Source organism: Campylobacter sp. 1569 (genome assembly GCF_024723675.1).
Classification (GTDB): Bacteria; Campylobacterota; Campylobacteria; order Campylobacterales; family Campylobacteraceae; genus Campylobacter_D; species Campylobacter_D jejuni_C.
The window spans coordinates 32,047-50,840 of sequence record NZ_JANQDB010000009.1 but is presented as its reverse complement, the minus strand read 5'-3'; the positions used below and the strand labels follow the sequence as shown (position 1 = coordinate 50,840).

The 18,794-nt window shown below is 29.8% G+C and carries 16 protein-coding genes, 1 tRNA gene and 1 pseudogene; 9 read left to right on the top strand and 9 right to left on the bottom strand.

The genetic code is table 11. The features are described 5' to 3' along the window. Positions 1–14: 14 nt before the first annotated feature. The 7 genes from CAMP5060_RS05700 (at position 15) to CAMP5060_RS05670 (ending at position 6,498) form a co-directional block, all read left to right on the top strand. On the top strand, positions 15–1,175 hold the full coding sequence (locus CAMP5060_RS05700) for a hypothetical protein (protein ID WP_442863349.1): 1,161 nt from the start codon (positions 15–17) through the stop codon (positions 1,173–1,175). Positions 1,176–1,302: 127 nt separating this feature from the next. Continuing rightward, the gene (locus CAMP5060_RS05695) at positions 1,303–2,481 is read left to right on the top strand and encodes a NifS family cysteine desulfurase (protein ID WP_087699161.1); all 1,179 of its coding nucleotides are present in this window, start codon (positions 1,303–1,305) and stop codon (positions 2,479–2,481) included. Positions 2,482–2,491: 10 nt separating this feature from the next. Then, positions 2,492–3,463 carry an iron-sulfur cluster assembly scaffold protein gene (locus CAMP5060_RS05690; RefSeq protein ID WP_087699159.1) on the top strand — a complete coding sequence of 324 codons (972 nt, stop codon included), beginning with the start codon at positions 2,492–2,494 and terminating at the stop codon, positions 3,461–3,463. An 85-nt stretch (positions 3,464–3,548) separates the two neighbouring features. Then, positions 3,549–4,709 (top strand): Na+/H+ antiporter NhaA, encoded by a 1,161-nt coding sequence (nhaA, locus tag CAMP5060_RS05685; RefSeq protein WP_214100434.1) that lies wholly within the window; start codon positions 3,549–3,551, stop codon positions 4,707–4,709. After that, positions 4,706–5,860 carry a Na+/H+ antiporter NhaA gene (gene nhaA / locus CAMP5060_RS05680; protein WP_087699156.1) on the top strand — a complete coding sequence of 385 codons (1,155 nt, stop codon included), beginning with the start codon at positions 4,706–4,708 and terminating at the stop codon, positions 5,858–5,860. The genes nhaA (CAMP5060_RS05685) and nhaA (CAMP5060_RS05680) overlap by 4 nt, the downstream gene beginning before the upstream one ends. 56 nt (positions 5,861–5,916) lie before the next feature. Then, positions 5,917–5,991, top strand: a tRNA-Glu gene (locus CAMP5060_RS05675). 63 nt (positions 5,992–6,054) lie between these two features. Beyond that, complete coding sequence (locus CAMP5060_RS05670; protein WP_337218050.1) at positions 6,055–6,498, top strand: GNAT family N-acetyltransferase; 444 nt, start codon at positions 6,055–6,057, stop codon at positions 6,496–6,498. On the opposite strand, the gene CAMP5060_RS05665 is transcribed toward CAMP5060_RS05670, so the two are convergent. From CAMP5060_RS05665 to CAMP5060_RS05640, 6 genes are read right to left on the bottom strand one after another with little or no spacing between them, the layout of a single operon-like run. Continuing rightward, positions 6,495–7,121, bottom strand: a complete 627-nt coding sequence (locus CAMP5060_RS05665; protein ID WP_214100433.1) for a trimeric intracellular cation channel family protein — start codon at positions 7,119–7,121, stop codon at positions 6,495–6,497. The two genes, CAMP5060_RS05670 and CAMP5060_RS05665, sit on opposite strands and share 4 nt — an antisense overlap. A 31-nt stretch (positions 7,122–7,152) precedes the next feature. Then, on the bottom strand, positions 7,153–8,196 hold the full coding sequence (locus CAMP5060_RS05660; RefSeq protein WP_337218049.1) for a Cj0069 family protein: 1,044 nt from the start codon (positions 8,194–8,196) through the stop codon (positions 7,153–7,155). 54 nt (positions 8,197–8,250) lie between these two features. Then, the gene (gene aroC / locus CAMP5060_RS05655) at positions 8,251–9,339 is read right to left on the bottom strand and encodes a chorismate synthase (RefSeq protein WP_087699147.1); all 1,089 of its coding nucleotides are present in this window, start codon (positions 9,337–9,339) and stop codon (positions 8,251–8,253) included. Next, positions 9,336–10,004 (bottom strand): ribonuclease III, encoded by a 669-nt coding sequence (gene rnc / locus CAMP5060_RS05650; protein WP_087699145.1) that lies wholly within the window; start codon positions 10,002–10,004, stop codon positions 9,336–9,338. The genes aroC and rnc overlap by 4 nt, the downstream gene beginning before the upstream one ends. Next, a complete protein-coding gene (rnhA, locus tag CAMP5060_RS05645) occupies positions 9,997–10,437 on the bottom strand; it encodes a ribonuclease HI (RefSeq protein ID WP_087699143.1) in 441 nt (146 codons plus the stop codon). Before rnhA ends, rnc begins: the two co-directional genes overlap by 8 nt. Then, complete coding sequence (locus tag CAMP5060_RS05640) at positions 10,434–11,396, bottom strand: hypothetical protein (RefSeq protein WP_087699141.1); 963 nt, start codon at positions 11,394–11,396, stop codon at positions 10,434–10,436. The genes rnhA and CAMP5060_RS05640 overlap by 4 nt, the downstream gene beginning before the upstream one ends. 74 nt (positions 11,397–11,470) lie before the next feature. On the opposite strand from CAMP5060_RS05640, the gene dnaG reads away from it, so the two are divergent. Together dnaG and CAMP5060_RS05630 are read left to right on the top strand one after the other, a co-directional pair. Beyond that, positions 11,471–13,258, top strand: coding sequence for a DNA primase (dnaG, locus tag CAMP5060_RS05635; protein ID WP_087699139.1), 1,788 nt, complete (start codon positions 11,471–11,473; stop codon positions 13,256–13,258). A gap of 65 nt (positions 13,259–13,323) precedes the next feature. Continuing rightward, a complete protein-coding gene (locus tag CAMP5060_RS05630) occupies positions 13,324–14,307 on the top strand; it encodes an argininosuccinate synthase (RefSeq protein WP_214100431.1) in 984 nt (327 codons plus the stop codon). Positions 14,308–14,330: 23 nt separating this feature from the next. On the opposite strand, the gene CAMP5060_RS08330 is transcribed toward CAMP5060_RS05630, so the two are convergent. From CAMP5060_RS08330 to pbpC, 3 genes and pseudogenes are all read right to left on the bottom strand, one after another. After that, a complete protein-coding gene (locus tag CAMP5060_RS08330; protein WP_391527400.1) occupies positions 14,331–14,783 on the bottom strand; it encodes a methyl-accepting chemotaxis protein in 453 nt (150 codons plus the stop codon). Positions 14,784–15,782: 999 nt separating this feature from the next. Then, positions 15,783–16,412: pseudogene (locus tag CAMP5060_RS08325) on the bottom strand (PDC sensor domain-containing protein); the annotation flags it as partial. Between the two features lie 192 nt (positions 16,413–16,604). Further along, entirely contained in the window at positions 16,605–18,758 is a 2,154-nt protein-coding gene (pbpC, locus tag CAMP5060_RS05620) for a penicillin-binding protein 1C (protein WP_250325601.1), read from the bottom strand. Between the last annotated feature and the right edge of the window lie 36 nt (positions 18,759–18,794).

Here is an 18,794-nt window from a genome sequence, read left to right as displayed (position 1 = left end):
GTTAAGCAATATTTTTGAAGAGAAGAGTTATGTTTATAAATTCTAATGTTAATCCATATCAGAATTTTGCAAATTATCCTTTTGTAAAAACTGAACACACAGAAGAAAAAAAAGAAAATACTAATATTAAAAGTGATTTACTTGATATCAAAGGTTCTAATTTAGATTACAAGATAACCTATGCAAGTGAATTTGGTTTTAGAATCAACGAGCAAGGTTTTTTTGAAAAAGATCTTAATAAAACAGCTGCTTTGCCTCTTGATTATGATATTAACATAAAAAGTATAAGAGAGATTTCAAAGCAACTTATAAAGCTTGATGAGAATTTAAACTATAATAAAATAGACTTACCAAGACTTTTAAATACTTATCATAATACATTAAAAACCATTAATCATGAATTTCAAAAAAATGATAATAGCTTTTTAAATAAAGCTCAAATTTCAGAGTTAAATCAAGGCTATAGTTACACTTATGAAGGAAAAATTTTAAAAGTTTATGAAAATGCTAAAAGTCTACAAAGTGCAAAAGAGACAAATAAAAATTTAAATACTTTAATGCTTGATAATAAAATAGGTGATTTTGCTTTTAATACAAGCATAGAAAACACAGCTAGCAATCCTATTATAAAACCTTATCTAAACCGTCAAGGTGCAGTTTCTAAAAGTGGATTATTGCTTAATTATATTTACCATGATTTAAAAGAACAAAACCATCAAAAGGCTAATTTCTTTTTATCTCCTATTGAATTAGATATATCTTCTAATATAAATTTTCAAAAACTCATGAGAGGTCAAATGAGTATGCAAGATTATCTAAGTGAAAGCAATAAAGAAAAAATGAGTTTTGATTTATACTTGCATATTAATGGGGTGGATAAAAACAATACTTCAGAAGATAAACTTTCGGTTTTTTTTCAACAATACATTAACTATCAACATAGTATCAACATGCAAGAATTTGCAAATTCAAGTTCTATTTATAGTCTTTATAGCGAACAAGTTAGTAAAGAAATTGAAGTTTTAAAAGAAGAATTCAATCAAAACAATCCTAATATTGATCTTGAAAAAATCAATACTCAAAAAGAACTTTTAGATACTCAATTTTTAGAAAATCGCAAAAGGCAAGCAAGTATTAATAAAATTTTACACTCTTATTTAAACGCTATGGCTTAAACTTGTGCTAAAATAATAACAAAAATTTTTGCACAAGTTAAAAACTTACTTGATTTAATATTAAATTTAATATTTTAGTGTATATTAACAAAAAAGATAAAAATTATCCTAATTAAAGGAGTATAATTTGAAAGTATATTTAGATAATAATGCAACAACACAACTTGCACCAGAAGCTTACGAGCTTATGAAACCTTTTTTAAAAGAATATTATGGTAATCCAAATAGCCTTCATCAATGGGGTAGCGCAACTCACCCTGCTTTAAAAGAAGCTATGGATAAACTTTATACAGGACTTGGGGCAAGTGATTTAGATGATATCATTATCACTTCCTGTGCTACAGAGAGTATTAATTGGGTATTAAAAGGTGTGTATTTTGATAGAATTTTAAATAGTGATAGAAATGAAGTAATCATTTCTAGCGTGGAACATCCTGCAGTAGCTGCTAGTGCTATGTTTTTAAAATCCTTAGGGGTTAAGGTCATAGAGCTTGGCGTTGATCATGAGGGTGTTTCTAGTGTAAAAGATCTAAAAGAAGCTATTTCAGATAAAACTGCCCTAGTGAGTATTATGTGGGCAAATAACGAAACTGGTATGATTTTTCCTATAGAAGAAATGGTTCAAATTGCTCATGAATATGGAGCATTATTTCATACTGATGCAACTCAAGCTGTTGGAAAAATCAAGGTTAATTTTGCAAAAACTGGGGTTGATTTTGCTTCATTTTCTGCACATAAATTCCATGGCCCAAAAGGTGTAGGTGGACTTTATATTAAAAAAGATATAGAATTAACTCCACTTTTACATGGTGGTGAGCATATGGGTGGTAGAAGAAGTGGAACTTTAAATGTGCCGTATATTATAGCAATGGCAGAAGCTTTAAGAATTGCAAATACTATGCTTGATTTTGAAAACTCACACATTAGAAGATTAAGAGATAAATTAGAAGATTTAATTTTAGCTATGCCTGATACAAGTGTAGTTGGAGATAGATCAAGAAGAGTTCCTAATACCATCTTAGCTAGCATTAAAGGCGTAGAAGGCGAAGCTATGCTTTGGGATTTAAATAAAAATGGTATAGCAGCAAGTACTGGTTCAGCCTGTGCTAGCGAAGCACTTGAGAGTAATCCTATCATGGAAGCAATTGGTGCTGAAAATGATTTAGCTCATACTGCCTTAAGACTTTCTTTATCAAGATTTAATACAGAAGATGAAATTGATTATACAGCAGAGCAAATAAAAAAAGCAACACAAAGACTTAGAGCAATCTCAAGTACTTATGCATATAAGCCTGAAAATATTTAAAGGATAAAAAATGGCAAAGAATAATTTAATTGGCGGATCAATTTGGGATGAGTATTCTCAAAAGGTACAAGATAGAATGAATAATCCTCGACATATGGGAGAATTTACACAAGAAGATGCACAAAAAGCAAACGCAAAACTTATTGTTGCAGATTTTGGAGCCGAAAGCTGTGGTGATGCAGTTAGACTTTATTGGCTAGTGGATGAAAAAACAGATAAAATTATTGATGCGAAATTTAAAAGCTTTGGTTGTGGTACAGCAATAGCAAGTAGTGATACTATGGTTGATCTTTGTATAGGTAAAACCGTAGATGAGGCTGTAAAAATTACAAATTTAGATGTTGAATTTGCTATGAGAGATAATCCGCAAACCCCTGCAGTACCACCGCAAAAAATGCATTGTTCGGTTATGGCTTATGATGTTATCAAACAAGCTGCAGCACATTACAAAGGAGTTAATCCTGAGGACTTTGAAGATCAAATCATAGTTTGTGAATGTGCTAGGGTAAGCCTTGGAACTATCAAAGAAGTAATTAAACTAAATGATTTACATACAGTAGAAGAAATCACACAATTTACCAAAGCAGGTGCTTTTTGTAAATCTTGTATAAAATCTGGTGGACATGAGAAAAAAGATTATTATCTTGTAGATATTTTAGCTGAAACTAGAGCTGAAATGGAAAGAGAAAGATTAAAAGATCAAAGTAAAGCTGATATTGCTTTTGATGATATGACCATGGTTAAACAATTAAAAGCAGTAGAGGCTGTTTTAGATAGTGATGTACGTCCAATGTTACACGGAGATGGTGGAGATTTAGAAGTAATTGATATACAAAAAAGTGAAAATAAAAATATAGATGTATATATACGCTATCTTGGAGCATGTAGTGGCTGTTCAAGTGGGAGTGGCGCAACCTTATATGCTATAGAAAATATTTTACAAGAAGAACTTAGCCCAAATATACGCGTTATACCTGTTTAAAAGTTTTTTGTATTAGTTTTTATATAAAAATCAAACCTTTTTATGTTAAAATACTCCTTTTTAGTAAAAATAAAAGGTTTGATTTATGCATAGAATTCATACACTTGTCAAAAGTGAAACTTTTCCTGGCGTTTTGCTAATATTTTTTACTGTACTTGCATTAATTTTACAAAACAGCTCTTTAACAGATCAATATACCAATTTTTTAAATATTCCATTCGGATTTCAAGCAGGTAGCTTAGAAATTTTTAAACCTCTACTTTTATGGATTAATGATGGGCTTATTGCGATTTTTTTCTTTGCTATAGGACTTGAACTAAAATACGAAGTTACAAAAGGACAACTCAATAGTATAAAAGCTATGTCCCTACCTGTATTTGCTGCACTTGGTGGCATGATAGTGCCTGCTTTAATTTTTGCATTTTTTAATTATAAAGATACTTTTGCTTTACAAGGTTGGGCTATACCAACAGCTACTGATGTAGCTTTTGCAGTTGGAATTTTAATGCTTTTAGGCAAAAAAGTGCCAAGTTCTTTAAAGCTATTTTTACTTTCTTTAGCTATATTTGATGATCTGGGTGCAATTATTGTAATCGCTTTATTTTACACAAGCGAACTATCGGTTTTTGCTATGATTGCTGCTTTAGTATGCATGTTGGCACTTTATCTCTTAAATCATTTCCACGTTACTAAAAAATCTTTTTATATCATCATAGCTATAGTATTTTGGATAAGTATGTTAAAAAGTGGAGTGCATGCAACTTTAGCAGGTGTGATTACTGCTTTATTTATACCACTTGAGACAAAAAATGGAAAATCATTTTTGAAAGAAATTGAACACGATTTAGCGCCTTGGGTGAGTTACTTTATATTACCTATTTTTGCTTTTGCAAATGCAGGAGTTGATTTAAAAGATATGGATCCAGGCTTTATGTTTTCTTCAGTTAGCCTAGGAATTATCTTAGGCTTATTTTTAGGAAAGCAAATTGGAGTATTTTTATTTTCATATATTAGTATAAAATTGGGGCTAGCAAAGCTTCCACAAAATGTTAATTTTAAACAACTCTATGGAGTTTGTATACTTACAGGCATAGGTTTTACGATGAGCTTTTTTATAGATGGATTAGCTTATCAAAACAGCAATATTTTCGCATATTCGGATAAATTAGCCATTTTAGTTGCTTCACTATTAAGTGCTGTAATAGGATATTTTTATCTAAAACTTATATATAGCTTTAAAAAATGAAAATTAAGAATTATCAAAAATTTTTATCATTAGAAATATTAGGAGGGTTATTGCTTTTAGGAGCAACAATCCTTGCTCTTATGCTTAAAAATAGTCCCTATGGACAACATTATATGGATTTTCTTAGCGTGGAAATGGGTATAAAAGTAGGAGTATGGGAGTTATTTAAACCCTCATTACTATGGATTAATGATGGGCTTATTGCAATTTTTTTCTTTGCTATAGGACTTGAATTAAAAAAAGAATTTGTTCAAGGTGAATTTAAAACTCTTAGCAATATCACTCTACCTTTAATGGCTGCTATAGGTGGTATAGTAGTACCTGCTTTAATATTTTGCGCTATTAATTTTAACGACGCTTATGTTTTAAAGGGTTGGGCTATACCAACAGCTACTGACACCGCCTTCGCTTTAGTTATACTTGCCATGTTAAAACAACGCATACCAAGTTCTTTAAAAATATTTTTAGTGTCTTTAGCAATTTTTGATGATGTAGGAGCTATTTTAATCATTGCTATTTTTTATACTAGCGAACTTTCTACTTTGGCTTTTTTTGTAGCATTTTGTTGCATTATAGGTTTATTTGTATTAAATCGTCTAGGTAATGAAAGAAAATCTTTTTACTATATACTTGGCACTTTACTTTGGCTTAGTGTATTAAAAAGTGGAGTTCATGCGACTTTAGCCGGTATTATTACCGCTTTATTTATTCCTGTATATACAAAAAATAATCATGCTTTATTGGAAGAAATCGAACATGGATTAAAATTTTGGATTGCTTTTGTCATACTTCCCATTTTTGCTTTTGCTAACGCAGGGGTTGATCTTTCTAAAATCCAAACTCATATGCTATTTAGTGGTGTAAGCATGGGTATATTTTTAGGACTTTTTATCGGAAAACAACTCGGTGTTTTTGGATTTGCTTATATGGCAATTAAATTTAAACTTGCAAAATTACCAAAAGATGCAAATTTTAAACAGCTCTATGGAGTTTGCATACTTACAGGCATAGGTTTTACGATGAGTTTTTTTATAGATGCACTTGCTTATGAAGTTAGTGATATATTTAATTTTGTGGATAACTTTGCAATTTTATTAGCTTCATTAGCTTCTGGTGTATTTGGATATATTTACTTACGCTTTATTAAGTAATTAAGTTTTTTTTAAATTAAATAAGATATAATTTCATTTCTTATTTATATTTAATTGGCCCATTCGTCTAGCGGTTAGGACATCGCCCTTTCACGGCGGTAACACGAGTTCGAGTCTCGTATGGGTCACCACTCTTTTAAATTCTAATATAAAAATATCATAAATTTCATTCCCATAAGGAGATTTTTTTATTTGTGCGTATAATTAATATATCAAATAAAAAAGACCTATTAATAAAAGCTTCTAAATGGTTTTCTGAAAAATGGGACATTGATGAAAAGATTTATTTTAAAAGTATAAAAAATAGTTTTAATAGCCAAACAATTCCTCAGTGGTATTTGGTTTTAGATAAAAATACAATCATAGCTGGAGCTGGGATTATACAAAATGATTTTCACAAAAGAAAAGATTTAGAACCAAATTTATGTGCTTTATATGTTGAAGAAAATTATAGAGGAAATAAAATATCTAGTCAATTGCTAAAATTTATAAAAAATGATTTAAAAACAAAGAATATAAATAAATTTTACCTACTAACAGAGCTTGTAGGATTTTATGAAAAGTATGATGGAATTTTTATTGAAAATATTGTAGATAATGAAGCTTATCCTTTAAGAGTCTATAAGATAGAATTTTAACCTTCTTTATTTTCCCCATCTTTAAAAGAAAATATAGGCAAACTTAAGCCATAGTATATTGCCAAAAGCCTTGCTATAGTTCCTACAATCAACGAAGTAAGAATTACCCATAACTCATCTACACCCAAAATATACAATATATAATACAAAGCCCCTGTTAATATAGCAACACCTGCATAAATTTCTTTTTGAAACACAAGTGGTATCCTAGCACATAATATATCTCTTAATATCCCACCAAACACACCAGTAATCACGGCTGAACTCACAGCCACTATAAAACCATATCCCATTTCTATTGCAATTTGTGCACCTAAAACACTAAAAACAACCAAACCTATAGCATCTAAAATCAAAAAAAGTTTTTCAAGCCTTATAACATATTTAGCAATTTTTGTTGTAATCATAGCTGCAACACAAATTAAAATCACATACTCAGGAGTTTTGATCCAAGTTAGTGGATGATGATCAAGTAAAATATCTCTAATCGAACCTCCACCAATGGCTGTTACTAAAGCTATAAATATCACTCCAAAAAGATCCATTTTATGCCTTCCTGCAGCAATAGCTCCTGTCATTGCATCAACGGTAATTCCGATAATATAAAGTATAGTTAAAAGCATAATGAGTTAAAAACCCTTGTTTAAACAAGGGTTAGTTTTTACTTACGATATTAATAATATTTTGAGCTACTTTTTTAGCAATCGGCTCAACAAATTCAGCAGGAGAAGTAAATCCTACACAAGAGCAATTAATCTCACCTAAAACATATTTATCTTTACCATTTTCATCTGTATCTAAGATAAAATCCGCTGTCCAAATCAAAGGAATATCGTAATTTCCAAGTTTTGAGCGAATTTCTGGCAATGTTGCTAAAAACCAATCTACCAACTCTTGCCAATCTTTTGGTTCATCATATCTATATTTTGCACCTGAAAAAAGTGTAGCAGAAAATGCATCAGCACCTTCTGCAGGTTTTTTATGCACTACATAAATTGGAGTATGATAAAGCATTAAAATTCTAATCTCACCTTCTTTAATACGCGGTAAGAAAGTCATATCTACAAGCATACCATTATCGCCTACAATGTATTGCTCACAAAAATCCATAAACTCACCAAGCTCTCTTTCTTCTGTGTGGTTATCTTTAGCTTCTGTACATTTGATTTTTGCGTTTAATGGCACGCTCACAGCCCCTACTGGTAGCTCATCTATCAATCTAACACGCCAAATTCCCTCTCCAGTTGAGCCACGATTTTGTTTTAAAACCCTCTCACCTTTTGCTAAAGTTTTTGGGAAACTTTCTTTAAAAGTTTTAATATCATAATATGCATAAGTATCTTCAGGTACTAAAGCAGTTTTATTTAGCTTAGTCAAAGCATCTTTAGCACCATATCCTATCATCGCATCAGGATGAGACATGCCTATAACCCCATTTGCACAAAGTTTTCTAAGCATATCAAAATACTCATTTTCTTCTTTTAAATTTCCTGGGTTGATTCTAGAAACATAAGCATCAGCATTATTTTTTACATATTCATAAATTTCATCTTTTTTTTCTACTTCAAAGAAGATAACCTCAGCATTCCAACCTTGTTCTTTTAAAGCATTTACCATAGGCATAGTATCTTTTCTATGGCCATCTTCACCTTTGTCACTACCACCTCTAACTTCAAAAAATACGATATTTTTTTTCATATTGCTCCCTTTTTAAAGATATTTTATCATCATATCAAAACAAGTATTAAATTTTTATTTATTTTTTCCATAAATACGTTGTAAATTTTGCAAATTTGAGCTTGCATTTAAAAGTAAAGCATCGGCCATGCAAACTGCTACCATAGCATTTACTACAACACTACCTCTTATACCTACACAAGGATCGTGTCTACCTTTTAACTCATGTATAATATTTTCTCCTTGAATATTTTGTGTTTGTTGGGGCAAAAATATAGAAGGGGTTGGTTTAAAATATGTTTTTATATCAATAAAATTTCCATTAGAAATTCCACCCAACAATCCTCCGCTATGATTGCTTAAAAACACTCCATATTTTAATTCATCATTATTTTCATTTCCATTCATATAACTACTTTGAATACCACTTCCTATTTCTACAGCTTTAACCGCATTTATACCCATGATTGCATGAGCAAGTTTTGAATCAAGTTTATCATACAAAGGCTCACCTAAGCCTTTGATAGGATTTTTTACTCTAGTAAAAACTCTTGCACCTATACTATTTTTAGCCTTTTTGGCTTTCAAAATTTCATCTTTAAAGTTTTGTTCTAAATTTTTATCTAAAGCATAAACTTCACTATTTTTAGCATAATCAAAATCAAACTCATCATTGCTAAGTTTACTATCAATACTTCCTACTCCAAAAACTCCGCTCATTATTTCTATATCAAACTCTTTTAAAAGCATACAAGCTAAAGCTCCTGCTGCTACTCTTGCTACACTTTCTCTAGCGCTAGCTCTTCCACCACCTCTATAATCTCTAATACCATATTTGTGATAATAAGTAAAATCAGCATGCCCTGGACGAAATACATCTTTTTCATAATCTTTTGAACGTGTATTTTCATTATACACCAAAACACTTATAGGAGTTCCTGTTGTATAACCTTCAAAAACTCCACTTAAAACTTGAGCTTTATCTTCTTCTTTTCTAGGAGTACTAAATTTATTTTGACCTGGTTTTCTTTTATCTAGCATTTCTTGTAAAAAATCAAAGTCAAACTTCACCCCTGCTGGCATACCATCTATCACACAACCTATAGCTTGACCATGAGATTCGCCAAAGCTTGTAAATTTAAATCTTACTCCAAAGCTATTCATAGTTTTCCTAATTTTTCAAGTGCGATTTTAGCACATTGTTGCTGGGCTTCTTTTTTACTACCTGCTGTAGATCTTGCTACTTCTATGCCTTGAATTTTTACTGCAATTTCAAATTGCTTTTTATGATCAGGCCCAAAAGCCTTTACTACAATATACTCAGGAGTGCCCGCCATATTTGCTTGTGTAATTTCTTGCAATCTTGTTTTATAATCTTTAAACAAACTTTGCGTGTCAATATGCGGATAAACTTCATTAAGCAAATTTAATGCTATATTTTTAGTTTTTTCAAAACCTATTTCTAAATACAAAGCTCCCATTAGTGCTTCAAAAGCATCAGAAAGTATGGAAGGCTTATTGCGTCCATCGTTGTTTTCTTCTGCAATAGACATAAAAATACATGTTCCAAGATCAAGTTTTTGCGCTAAGGTTGCAAAAGATTTTTCATTCACCAAAGCTGCTCTAAGCTTAGAAAGGTTCCCTTCTGAGTCTTTTTGAAATTTAAAAAACAAAAACTCCCCTACCACTAAATCCATCACCGCATCACCTAAAAACTCTAATCTTTCGTTGTTATAAGGCTTTTTGTAACTTTTATGCGTCAAAGCTTCGATGAGTAATTGCTCATTTTTAAAATGATAATTTAGTCTTTCTTGGAGTTTTTTAAGCATTTATTGACCTTTCTTCTTGGAGCTTTAAGGCTGCATTTCTTGCTAGCTCATCACAACGCTCATTTAATTCATGGCCATTGTGTGCTTTGATCCAAAAAGCAGTTATTTTATGATCTTTAGCTACTTTTAAATACTCTTTCCAAAGATCAATATTTTTTTTACCCTTAAAATCTTTTTTTACCCAACCTTCAAGCCACTCATTAATACTTTGCACCATTAAATTTGAATCTGTGTATAATTTTACCTCACAAGGTTCTTTTAAAGCTTTTAAAGCTTCTATAATAGCCATTAACTCCATACGATTATTTGTTGTATTCTCACAAGCCCCGCTTTGTTCTTTTTGGTAATTTTTATAAGTTAAAACATAAGCCCACCCTCCAAAACCAGGGTTGTTTAAACAAGAGCCATCAGTATAAATTTCAATATTTTTCAAGCTTTTACCTCATAATAAATCTCACATTTTCCAAATTCATAGCAAAATGGACAATGGTAAAAAAACAAAGGACTTTGATTTTTACAATTATTACACACATAAGTAAAGCTAAGATTTGCACTTAACTCATTATCATTTAAAATTTTTAAAATTTTTAGTTTATGATTTTTGATAGAAATAGATTTTGTACTTAAATTTTTTGCATAAAAAAACTCATGATATTTTTCATCTTCAAGATTAAGCGGGCTTTTGCATTCATTAAGCAAATCAATGATATTTTCAAATTTAGGCATTTGAGTAAGTTTGTCTTTATAATGCAAAAAGCAAAGTCTTAAAATAAACTCATTATTCTTACTTAAAGCTAAAATTTCTTTTATTTTTTGCTCTTGCTCTTTAGAGCTTGTTTGAATTTTCAAAGCCTTTATTAAAGCTTTTTCTGCATATATATTTTCTCCTAGCTCAAACAAACATTCTAAAACATCTAAAACCTTATCATAATCTTTAAGTTTTAAATAAACAATTTTCAAAAGTTTTAAGCTTTCTTTATTGCGTGCTTTGATTTTTAAAGCATTCAATAAAGCTTCTACGCTACGCTCTAAAAATCCTGCTTTTAAATAAACTTGTGCTAGCGAAAAAAAGATAAACTCTTTTTGGCTTGCCTCATTTGCTTTTTGCAAAGCTATAAGATAAATCCCTACAGCTTTTTCAAATTCACCACTTTTAGTAAAAATTTGAGCTAAAAAATTTAAATTTTCAATGCTTAAATTAGCATTTTTTAAAATTTGTTGATGTGTAGAGTTAATTTCAAATTTTTTTACAAAGCGATCAAGTTTGCTTTTTTGGTCCTTATTTGCAAAAATACGCCATATATAATGTGAGCTAGCTATGATAAAAACTAAAGCGGTTAAAACAATAAGACCAAATAAAGGATCGCGGTATTCTACAAAGAAAAAATCCATAACCTTGCAACTTAATTTTCAAATTTATAACAATTATAGCTAAATGCTTATATAATTTTCTTTAAGGTTTAAAGATGATAGAACAAGCAAGTATAGAACAACTTTTACAAAAAACAGATATTGTTGATATCATAGCTCACTATGTTGAAGTGAAAAAACAAGGCTCAAGCTATGTATGCGTTTGCCCTTTTCATGATGATAAAAATCCTAGTATGCATATTAATTCCATTAAAGGATTTTATCATTGTTTTGCATGTAAGGCTGGGGGTAATGTTTTTAAATTTGTAATGGATTATGAGAAATTAAACTTTGTTGAAGCAGTGGAAAAAGTCGCTTCGTGGAGTAATTTTTCACTTACTTACACCTCACAAAAACAAGATAACAAAAAATCCATCATCCATATCTTACCTATTCTTAATGCTTTTTATAAACAAAATTTAGCTAAAAATAAAGAAGCTTTAGTTTATCTTTATAAAAGAGGTTTAAATGATGAAGATATTAGAACCTTTGAACTAGGATTTGCACCAAGCTCTAATGAAACACTAAGACTTTTACAAAATGAACAAATCACTCAAGAAGAAGCCCTAGAAGTAGGTGCAATAAAACAAAATGAAAATGGTGCTTATGCAAGTTTTATCAACCGCATTACTTTTAGTATTTATGATCATAAAAATTTACTCATAGGTTTTGGTGGTAGAACTTTAGATGAAAACAATATGGCAAAATATGTTAATTCACCCCAAAGTAAACTTTTTGACAAATCACGCGTTTTTTATGCACTCAATTTAGCAAAAGATGCTATTTATAAGCAAAAAGAAATGATAATTTGCGAGGGTTATATGGACGCTATAGCCTTTCATAAAGCAGGATTTAAAAATGCTGTAGCAGTTTTAGGAACAGCTTTAGGTGAAAATCACATACCTTTAATAAAAAGACTAGAAGCAAGAGTGATTTTGTGCTTTGATAATGATAATGCAGGACTTAATGCTGCTGTGCGTTCAGCACATTTGCTAAGTTTAGCAAAAATTGATGGAAAAGTAGTCTTAATAGAAGGTGGAAAAGATCCGGCTGAACTCGTAGCAAGCCATCAAGAAAAATTACTTTTTAATATTTTAGAAAAAGGTATAGAACTTGGAGAATTTTATATAAGAAGTTTAATCACAAATTTTGATTTAAACTCAGCACTTAGCAAGCAAAAGGCTTTAGAAGAGGTACAAAAATATACCTTTAGTCTTGAACCTTTAATAGCAAATTCCTACACTACTTTAGTGGCAAATCTTTTAGGTGTAAATGTTAGTGATATAAGGCTTTCTAAAAATACAAGAAAAAATATAAACTTTACCAATCCCATCAAACAAAGCAAAATCAATAATATAAGCGAGTTGGAGCTTTTGAAATTTTTATATGAAAACCAAAAAGCCATAGGACTTTTTAAACTTTTAAGCACAAAAGAATATTTCTTACATCAAGACATTGCTAAAGCTATTTTAGAACAAAAAGACTTTAATGATCCTAGTATAAGAGAACTTTATGAGGTTGAAAATATTAAAATTTTAAGCAATTTAGAAGAATTTTTATATGCTATTTGCAAAATTAATTTTGCTTATTTTAATAAATTAAAAAATATAAACTTAAAGCAAGCACTTAAAAAGCAAATTTATAATTTACTCAATCAAAATTTAGAAAAAATCAAAAAAAACTATCAAAACGATGAAAAATTTTTTAATCATCTAATGGAAGTTTTAAAAAATATACAATTTTTAGATGATGAGGAAAGCTTAGAATTATTTTTAAGTAGATTGCAAAAAAATATAAAAGATAAAAAAGCAATTCATCATAACTTTGAAGAAGAAGTTTTTTAAATAAAAACTTGTATAAAAATTAAAAAACATTTATTACAATATGCCAAAAATTTCGAAAGGAAAAAATGAAAGCATTAGCACTTTTTAGTGGTGGGCTTGATTCTATGCTTGCTATAAAACTCATAAGCTCTCAAGGTATAGAAGTAAAAGCTTTAAATATCAATATAGGCTTTGGTGGCACAAGTGATAAAAGCGAACTCATGGCAAAACGCGCTGCTATGGCAGGGGCTAGTTTTGAGATGATAGATGTGAGAAATGCATACTTACAAGAAGTTTTATTTAATCCTCAATATGGCTATGGAAAACATTTTAACCCCTGTATAGATTGCCATGCTTTTATGTTTAAAACCGCTCTTTCTATGTTAAAAGATGAAAATGCAAGTTTTATCATCACAGGAGAAGTAGTTGGTCAACGTCCTATGAGCCAAAGAAATGATGCTATGGCTAAGGTAAAGAAACTAGCTCTTGATGAAGAAGATTTAATCTTGCGTCCAATGTGTGCTAAAAATTTACCTTTAACCAAACCTGAGCGTGAGGGTTGGGTTGATAGAGAAAAGTTAGAAAACATAAGCGGAAGAAGTAGAAAAAGACAACTTGAACTAGCTGCCAAATTTGGTTTTGAAGATTTTGAAAGTCCAGGTGGTGGATGCTTGCTTACACTTGAGAGTTTTTCAAATAAAATCAAAGATTTCATTAAATTTGATAAAAATATGCAAGTTAATGATGCACAACTTTTAAAATACGGACGTCATTTAAGACTTCCAAATGGCTCTAAAATGATAATAGGTAGAAATGAGCTAGAAAATCAATTTTTAAAAGAATTAAAAACTCAAAAATATGAAGAATTAAAACTCTTTGATTTAATAGGTGCTTATTCTTTAGTGGATGAAAATATCAATCCTCAAGATCTTGATCTTGCATTTAGCATAGCCCTAACTTATGCTAAAACTCAAAATAATACAAAATACAAAATAGGCTTTAAAGATAAAATTTTTCAAAGTATGGCCTTTGAAGATAAAAACAAAATTCAAGAGTATTTTATAAATTAAACTACCCTTTAAAGGGTAGTTTTTTAAAATTTCTTTCTTCTAACATCTGCCACTATTTCAGCCGACATTAAATCAACCTCATTTGCTACAGAATTAGTTGCATGTGCAATTTGTGAGTTTTCTTTAGTTAAACCATCTATTACTGAAACAGCTTGATTGATTTGTGAAATCCCTAAAGCTTGCTCTTTAATACTCTCACCCATTTCATTAATAGATTGAACTAAGATATTAGTATTAGCTTCAATCTCACCTAAAGACTTTTGAGTTCTTTCTGCTAGGTTTCTAACTTCATCAGCAACAACAGCAAAGCCACGTCCATGCTCACCTGCACGTGCAGCTTCAATAGCAGCATTTAATGCAAGTAGGTTAATTTGATCTGCAATATCTCTGATAACATCAGTTACATCTTTAATATCACTACTTTGTTTAATAACCTCTTCAGTTCTTGCTGCCACTGCATTCATAGAAGCACTCATTTCTTCAACTGCGGCCGCACTTTCTTGTAAAGAATCAGCTTGTTTTTGCGCTCCTTCATTAAGTTGAGTAACGCTTTCTTTTAATGAATCAGCTTTTTGTTGCAATACTTCTCCTTGATTTAAAGAAGTTTGAAGCATTTTCTTAATCTCTTCTCCAACAGAATTTAAAAATCTCTCCATGTCACCTTGTGCATCTTCTATTTTATCTGAAAAATCAAGATTTTGGAAACTTTTAAAAACCCTTTCTATATTATTCATATCTTTACCAATTTTTTTCTCCATATCATCAAACATTTTATTTAAAACTTCTTTTAATTCCACAAGTTTTGGATTGACTGGATTTGATTCAATTCTTTGAGTAAAGTATCCTTTTTCTATATCAAAAGAAACTTCTAAAATATTTTGGACTGTTATTTCATCTTTTTCTAAACAAGTATGGATATATTGAACATTATCATTAATCATTAATGCCATTTTTCCAAGCTCATCGTTATATCTAGGAGTTAAAACTTCTACAGTTGCTAACTCATGATTTAGATATCTAAAGAATTTCATCAAATGATCTTGAAGTCTTTGCACTCTTGTTGAAACTATTCTTTTTATAGAACTTCCAATCACGATAATAATAAATACAATAGCTATAACAGAACAAATTATAATAATATTTCTAAGCTCTACAATAGGTGCATAAACCGTTTCATTTGGCACAATAGCTAACATTGCCCAATGAATTCCAGTATTTGGCCATACTTCAAATACTTTAATAGCACCATGATATTCTTCTCCACTATCTGAAACATAATCAATAGGTTTTACTTGAATATCTTTTTGTGCTTCTATAATATGAGTTGCATTTTTATTTACTTCGGTAATTTTTTTAGTTACAAAATCAGCATTTTGATGTGTAGCTAGTACACCATTGCTTGCTAATAAAATTCTTCTTGAGCCTTTAAATATAGATCTAGAAGAATCATTTAGGAAAACTGCTATAGAATTTAAATCATATAGCATTCCAACAACACCTATTGCTTTACCTTTTTTATCTGTAATAGGAGCTGCTACGTTAAGTCCTAAAAATTTATTTCCATGGATGTTATACCATCTTGGTTCTCCAAAATAAAGTTTATCCCCACCCATTAAACTTTTAATAGCTCTTGTAGAAGAAATTTCTTGGCTTGCCGCTAAAGTTTGCATACCACCAGAATTTACAATATCAGCATCACGCATTAAAATCATAAATTCATTTTGGTTTGTAAAATATTTATCATCAACACCTAAATTTCTATATGCTGTTCCATCTTGCAAAAAATAATAACCATAAGCAATCTCCCTATTAGCATCAATAGCCTCTCCAAGAATATTTTCTATTCTTTTTGGATTTATGGCACCTTCTGAAATAAGATTATTTAAAGTTCTTTGAGTACCTATAGCGCTTACAAATAAAGATTTTATAGAAGCTTCAGCTTGATTACCGTAACGATGCACAGATGCTACAAGTGTATTTTCAATTTGAGTGTTCAATACAGATGTAGAGCGATTAATAATAATCAAAGACAAAATACTCAAAATTAAAATAACAGTGATAATTGTTATTGCAACAATTTTAACGCCAAGACTCCAATTACGCATTTTTTCTCCTTGAAAATTAATTAGTAAAATTTTTTCGTAATTATAAATACTTATTATTAAATAAATATAAAAATTATTATATTTTTGTTATATTTTAAAATAATTGTAAATAATTCTAACTATTTTACTCAAAAACCTAAAAACTGGGGGGGGGGGAATGGATTTTTAGCTAATAATTTTTATTATTTGTATTTAAAATATATTAAATTTTATAAAATCACTTGTTCCATCTTCACTGATAATACAAAGAACATATTTACCTTTTTTTAAGTCTAAAGGCAAAGTCTCTTCTTTACCTTCGAAAATCAATTCCTGATTTAAATACCAAAAAAGCTTTTCTTTTTTAGGATTTACAAGTTTTACCAGTAGTTTTTGCTTACTTTTTAAGTCTTTTGGCAAAACAATATTAAGATTATTTAATGGATATATGATTTTTAAATTTTGGTTAGAACTTTGTAAATTTTGTTTTTCTTTAGCAAAAAAAGCTTGAGCGTTAGAAGGTAAATTTAATATAATCTTTTTCTTTGCGTGAATAAAATTTTTATCTAAAGAATCAACTTCTTTGTTTTTGTACATAAAAACTTCTTTTAAAAATGGTGAAGTTCTTAAGATATTTGCACTTTGTGGGTAAAGTACTTCTTTAAAGCCAAATTTATAATCATATCTATATCCTGTTTGATTTTCAATTTTGATAGTAACTAAATCATTAGGTTTTTCAAATTCTAAATTAACTCTATCAAGTAAAGCTAAAAGCTCAAAAAACAATTCCCCTGCTATACTTACACCATATAAATTTGCATTTGCTTCGCCATTAAAATTTCCAACCCATACTCCTAAAGTATATTTTGGAGAAGTTCCTATAGCCCAAGCATCTTTTCTGCCATAACTTGTGCCTGTTTTCCAAGAGATGATAGTATTAAAATCATACTGTTTCAAACCCACTCTATCTAAATCCTTTAAAGTTTGCAAGGTTAAAAAGCTTGCTCCATCACTAATAAGTTTTTTATCTTCTTTAGTAAATGCATTTTCTTCATATAAAAGCTCTTTAAAATTTCCATAATTTCCAAGTCCTAGATAAATTTTTACCATATCTTCTAAACTAAACTCTTTTGTACCCAAAATCAAAGAAAGTCCATATTTTTTAAAATTTTCATCTTCAAAATCTAAAATATCTTTGAGTTTATAAAAAAACTTCTCATACCCATATTCTGCAAGTAAGCTTACAAAAGGAATATTAAGTGATTTTTGTAAAGATTCTTTTACGCTAATAAAACCATGGTATTTTTTATTTGCATTTTGTGGAGCAAAATTGGAAAAAAATGTAGGCACATCAAGCACTAAAGATTCAGGCACTATAAGCCCTTCATCTATGGCAAAAGCAAAAAGTAAAGGTTTTAAAGTTGAACCCACACTACGCTTTGCTATCACCCCATCAACTTGACCAAAACTTGCAAAATCATAAAAATCATTAGAGCCTACATAAGCTAAAACTTTATTTGTTTTAGTATCTGCTAACAATATAGCTAAATTTTTTATGCCTTTTTGTTGTAGTTTATAAGAATATTCTTTGGCTTTTTCTTCGAATTTGATTTGAATCTTTTTATCTATACTAGAAATGATTTTTTCTTTATCTACTAAAAGCCTACGCGCTAAATGCGGAGCTAAGTTTTTTCTTGCTTTAAAGCTAGGAAGTTTTTCAGCCTTTGCAAGAGTTAAAATATCTTTAGAAAAATATCCCTTTTCAAAAAGCCTATCAAGTAAGGCATTACGTTTTTTTAAAAGTCTATCTTTGTTTTTTTCAAGATTAATTAAACCCGGATTATTAGGAAGCACAGCAAGCAAAGCTGCTTCACTCCAAGTAAGATCTTTTAAATCTTTTTCAAAATAAAACAAACCAGCACTTGCAACACCTACTAAATTTCCTCCATAAGGAGCATTGTTTAAATAAAGCTTTAGAATTTCATCTTTTTCATAAGCACTTTCTAAAGCAAAAGCTTTGATGATTTCATTAAATTTATTAAAATATGTGCGTTTGTTTTGCTCTAGCAGTTTGATTGTTTGCATAGAAATTGTACTTGCACCACTTCTTTTACTTGAAAAAAGATTATTTTTAAAAGCTCTTATAAGTGCTAAAAAATCTACTCCATAATGAGAATAAAAATTTTTATCTTCATATAAAATAACTGCACTTTTTAATTTTTGCGGTATAAACTCACTCTCTAAATGCCATTGTTCATTAGCATCTAAAAATACACTAAGAATTTCTTTATTTTTATCAAGCAAAACCTTACTATAAGTGCCTTTAAATAAATCCTTGCTATCAAAACTAAAATAAATCAAGCCCATGTAAAAACATAGGCTTAAAAAGCATATCGCAAGGCT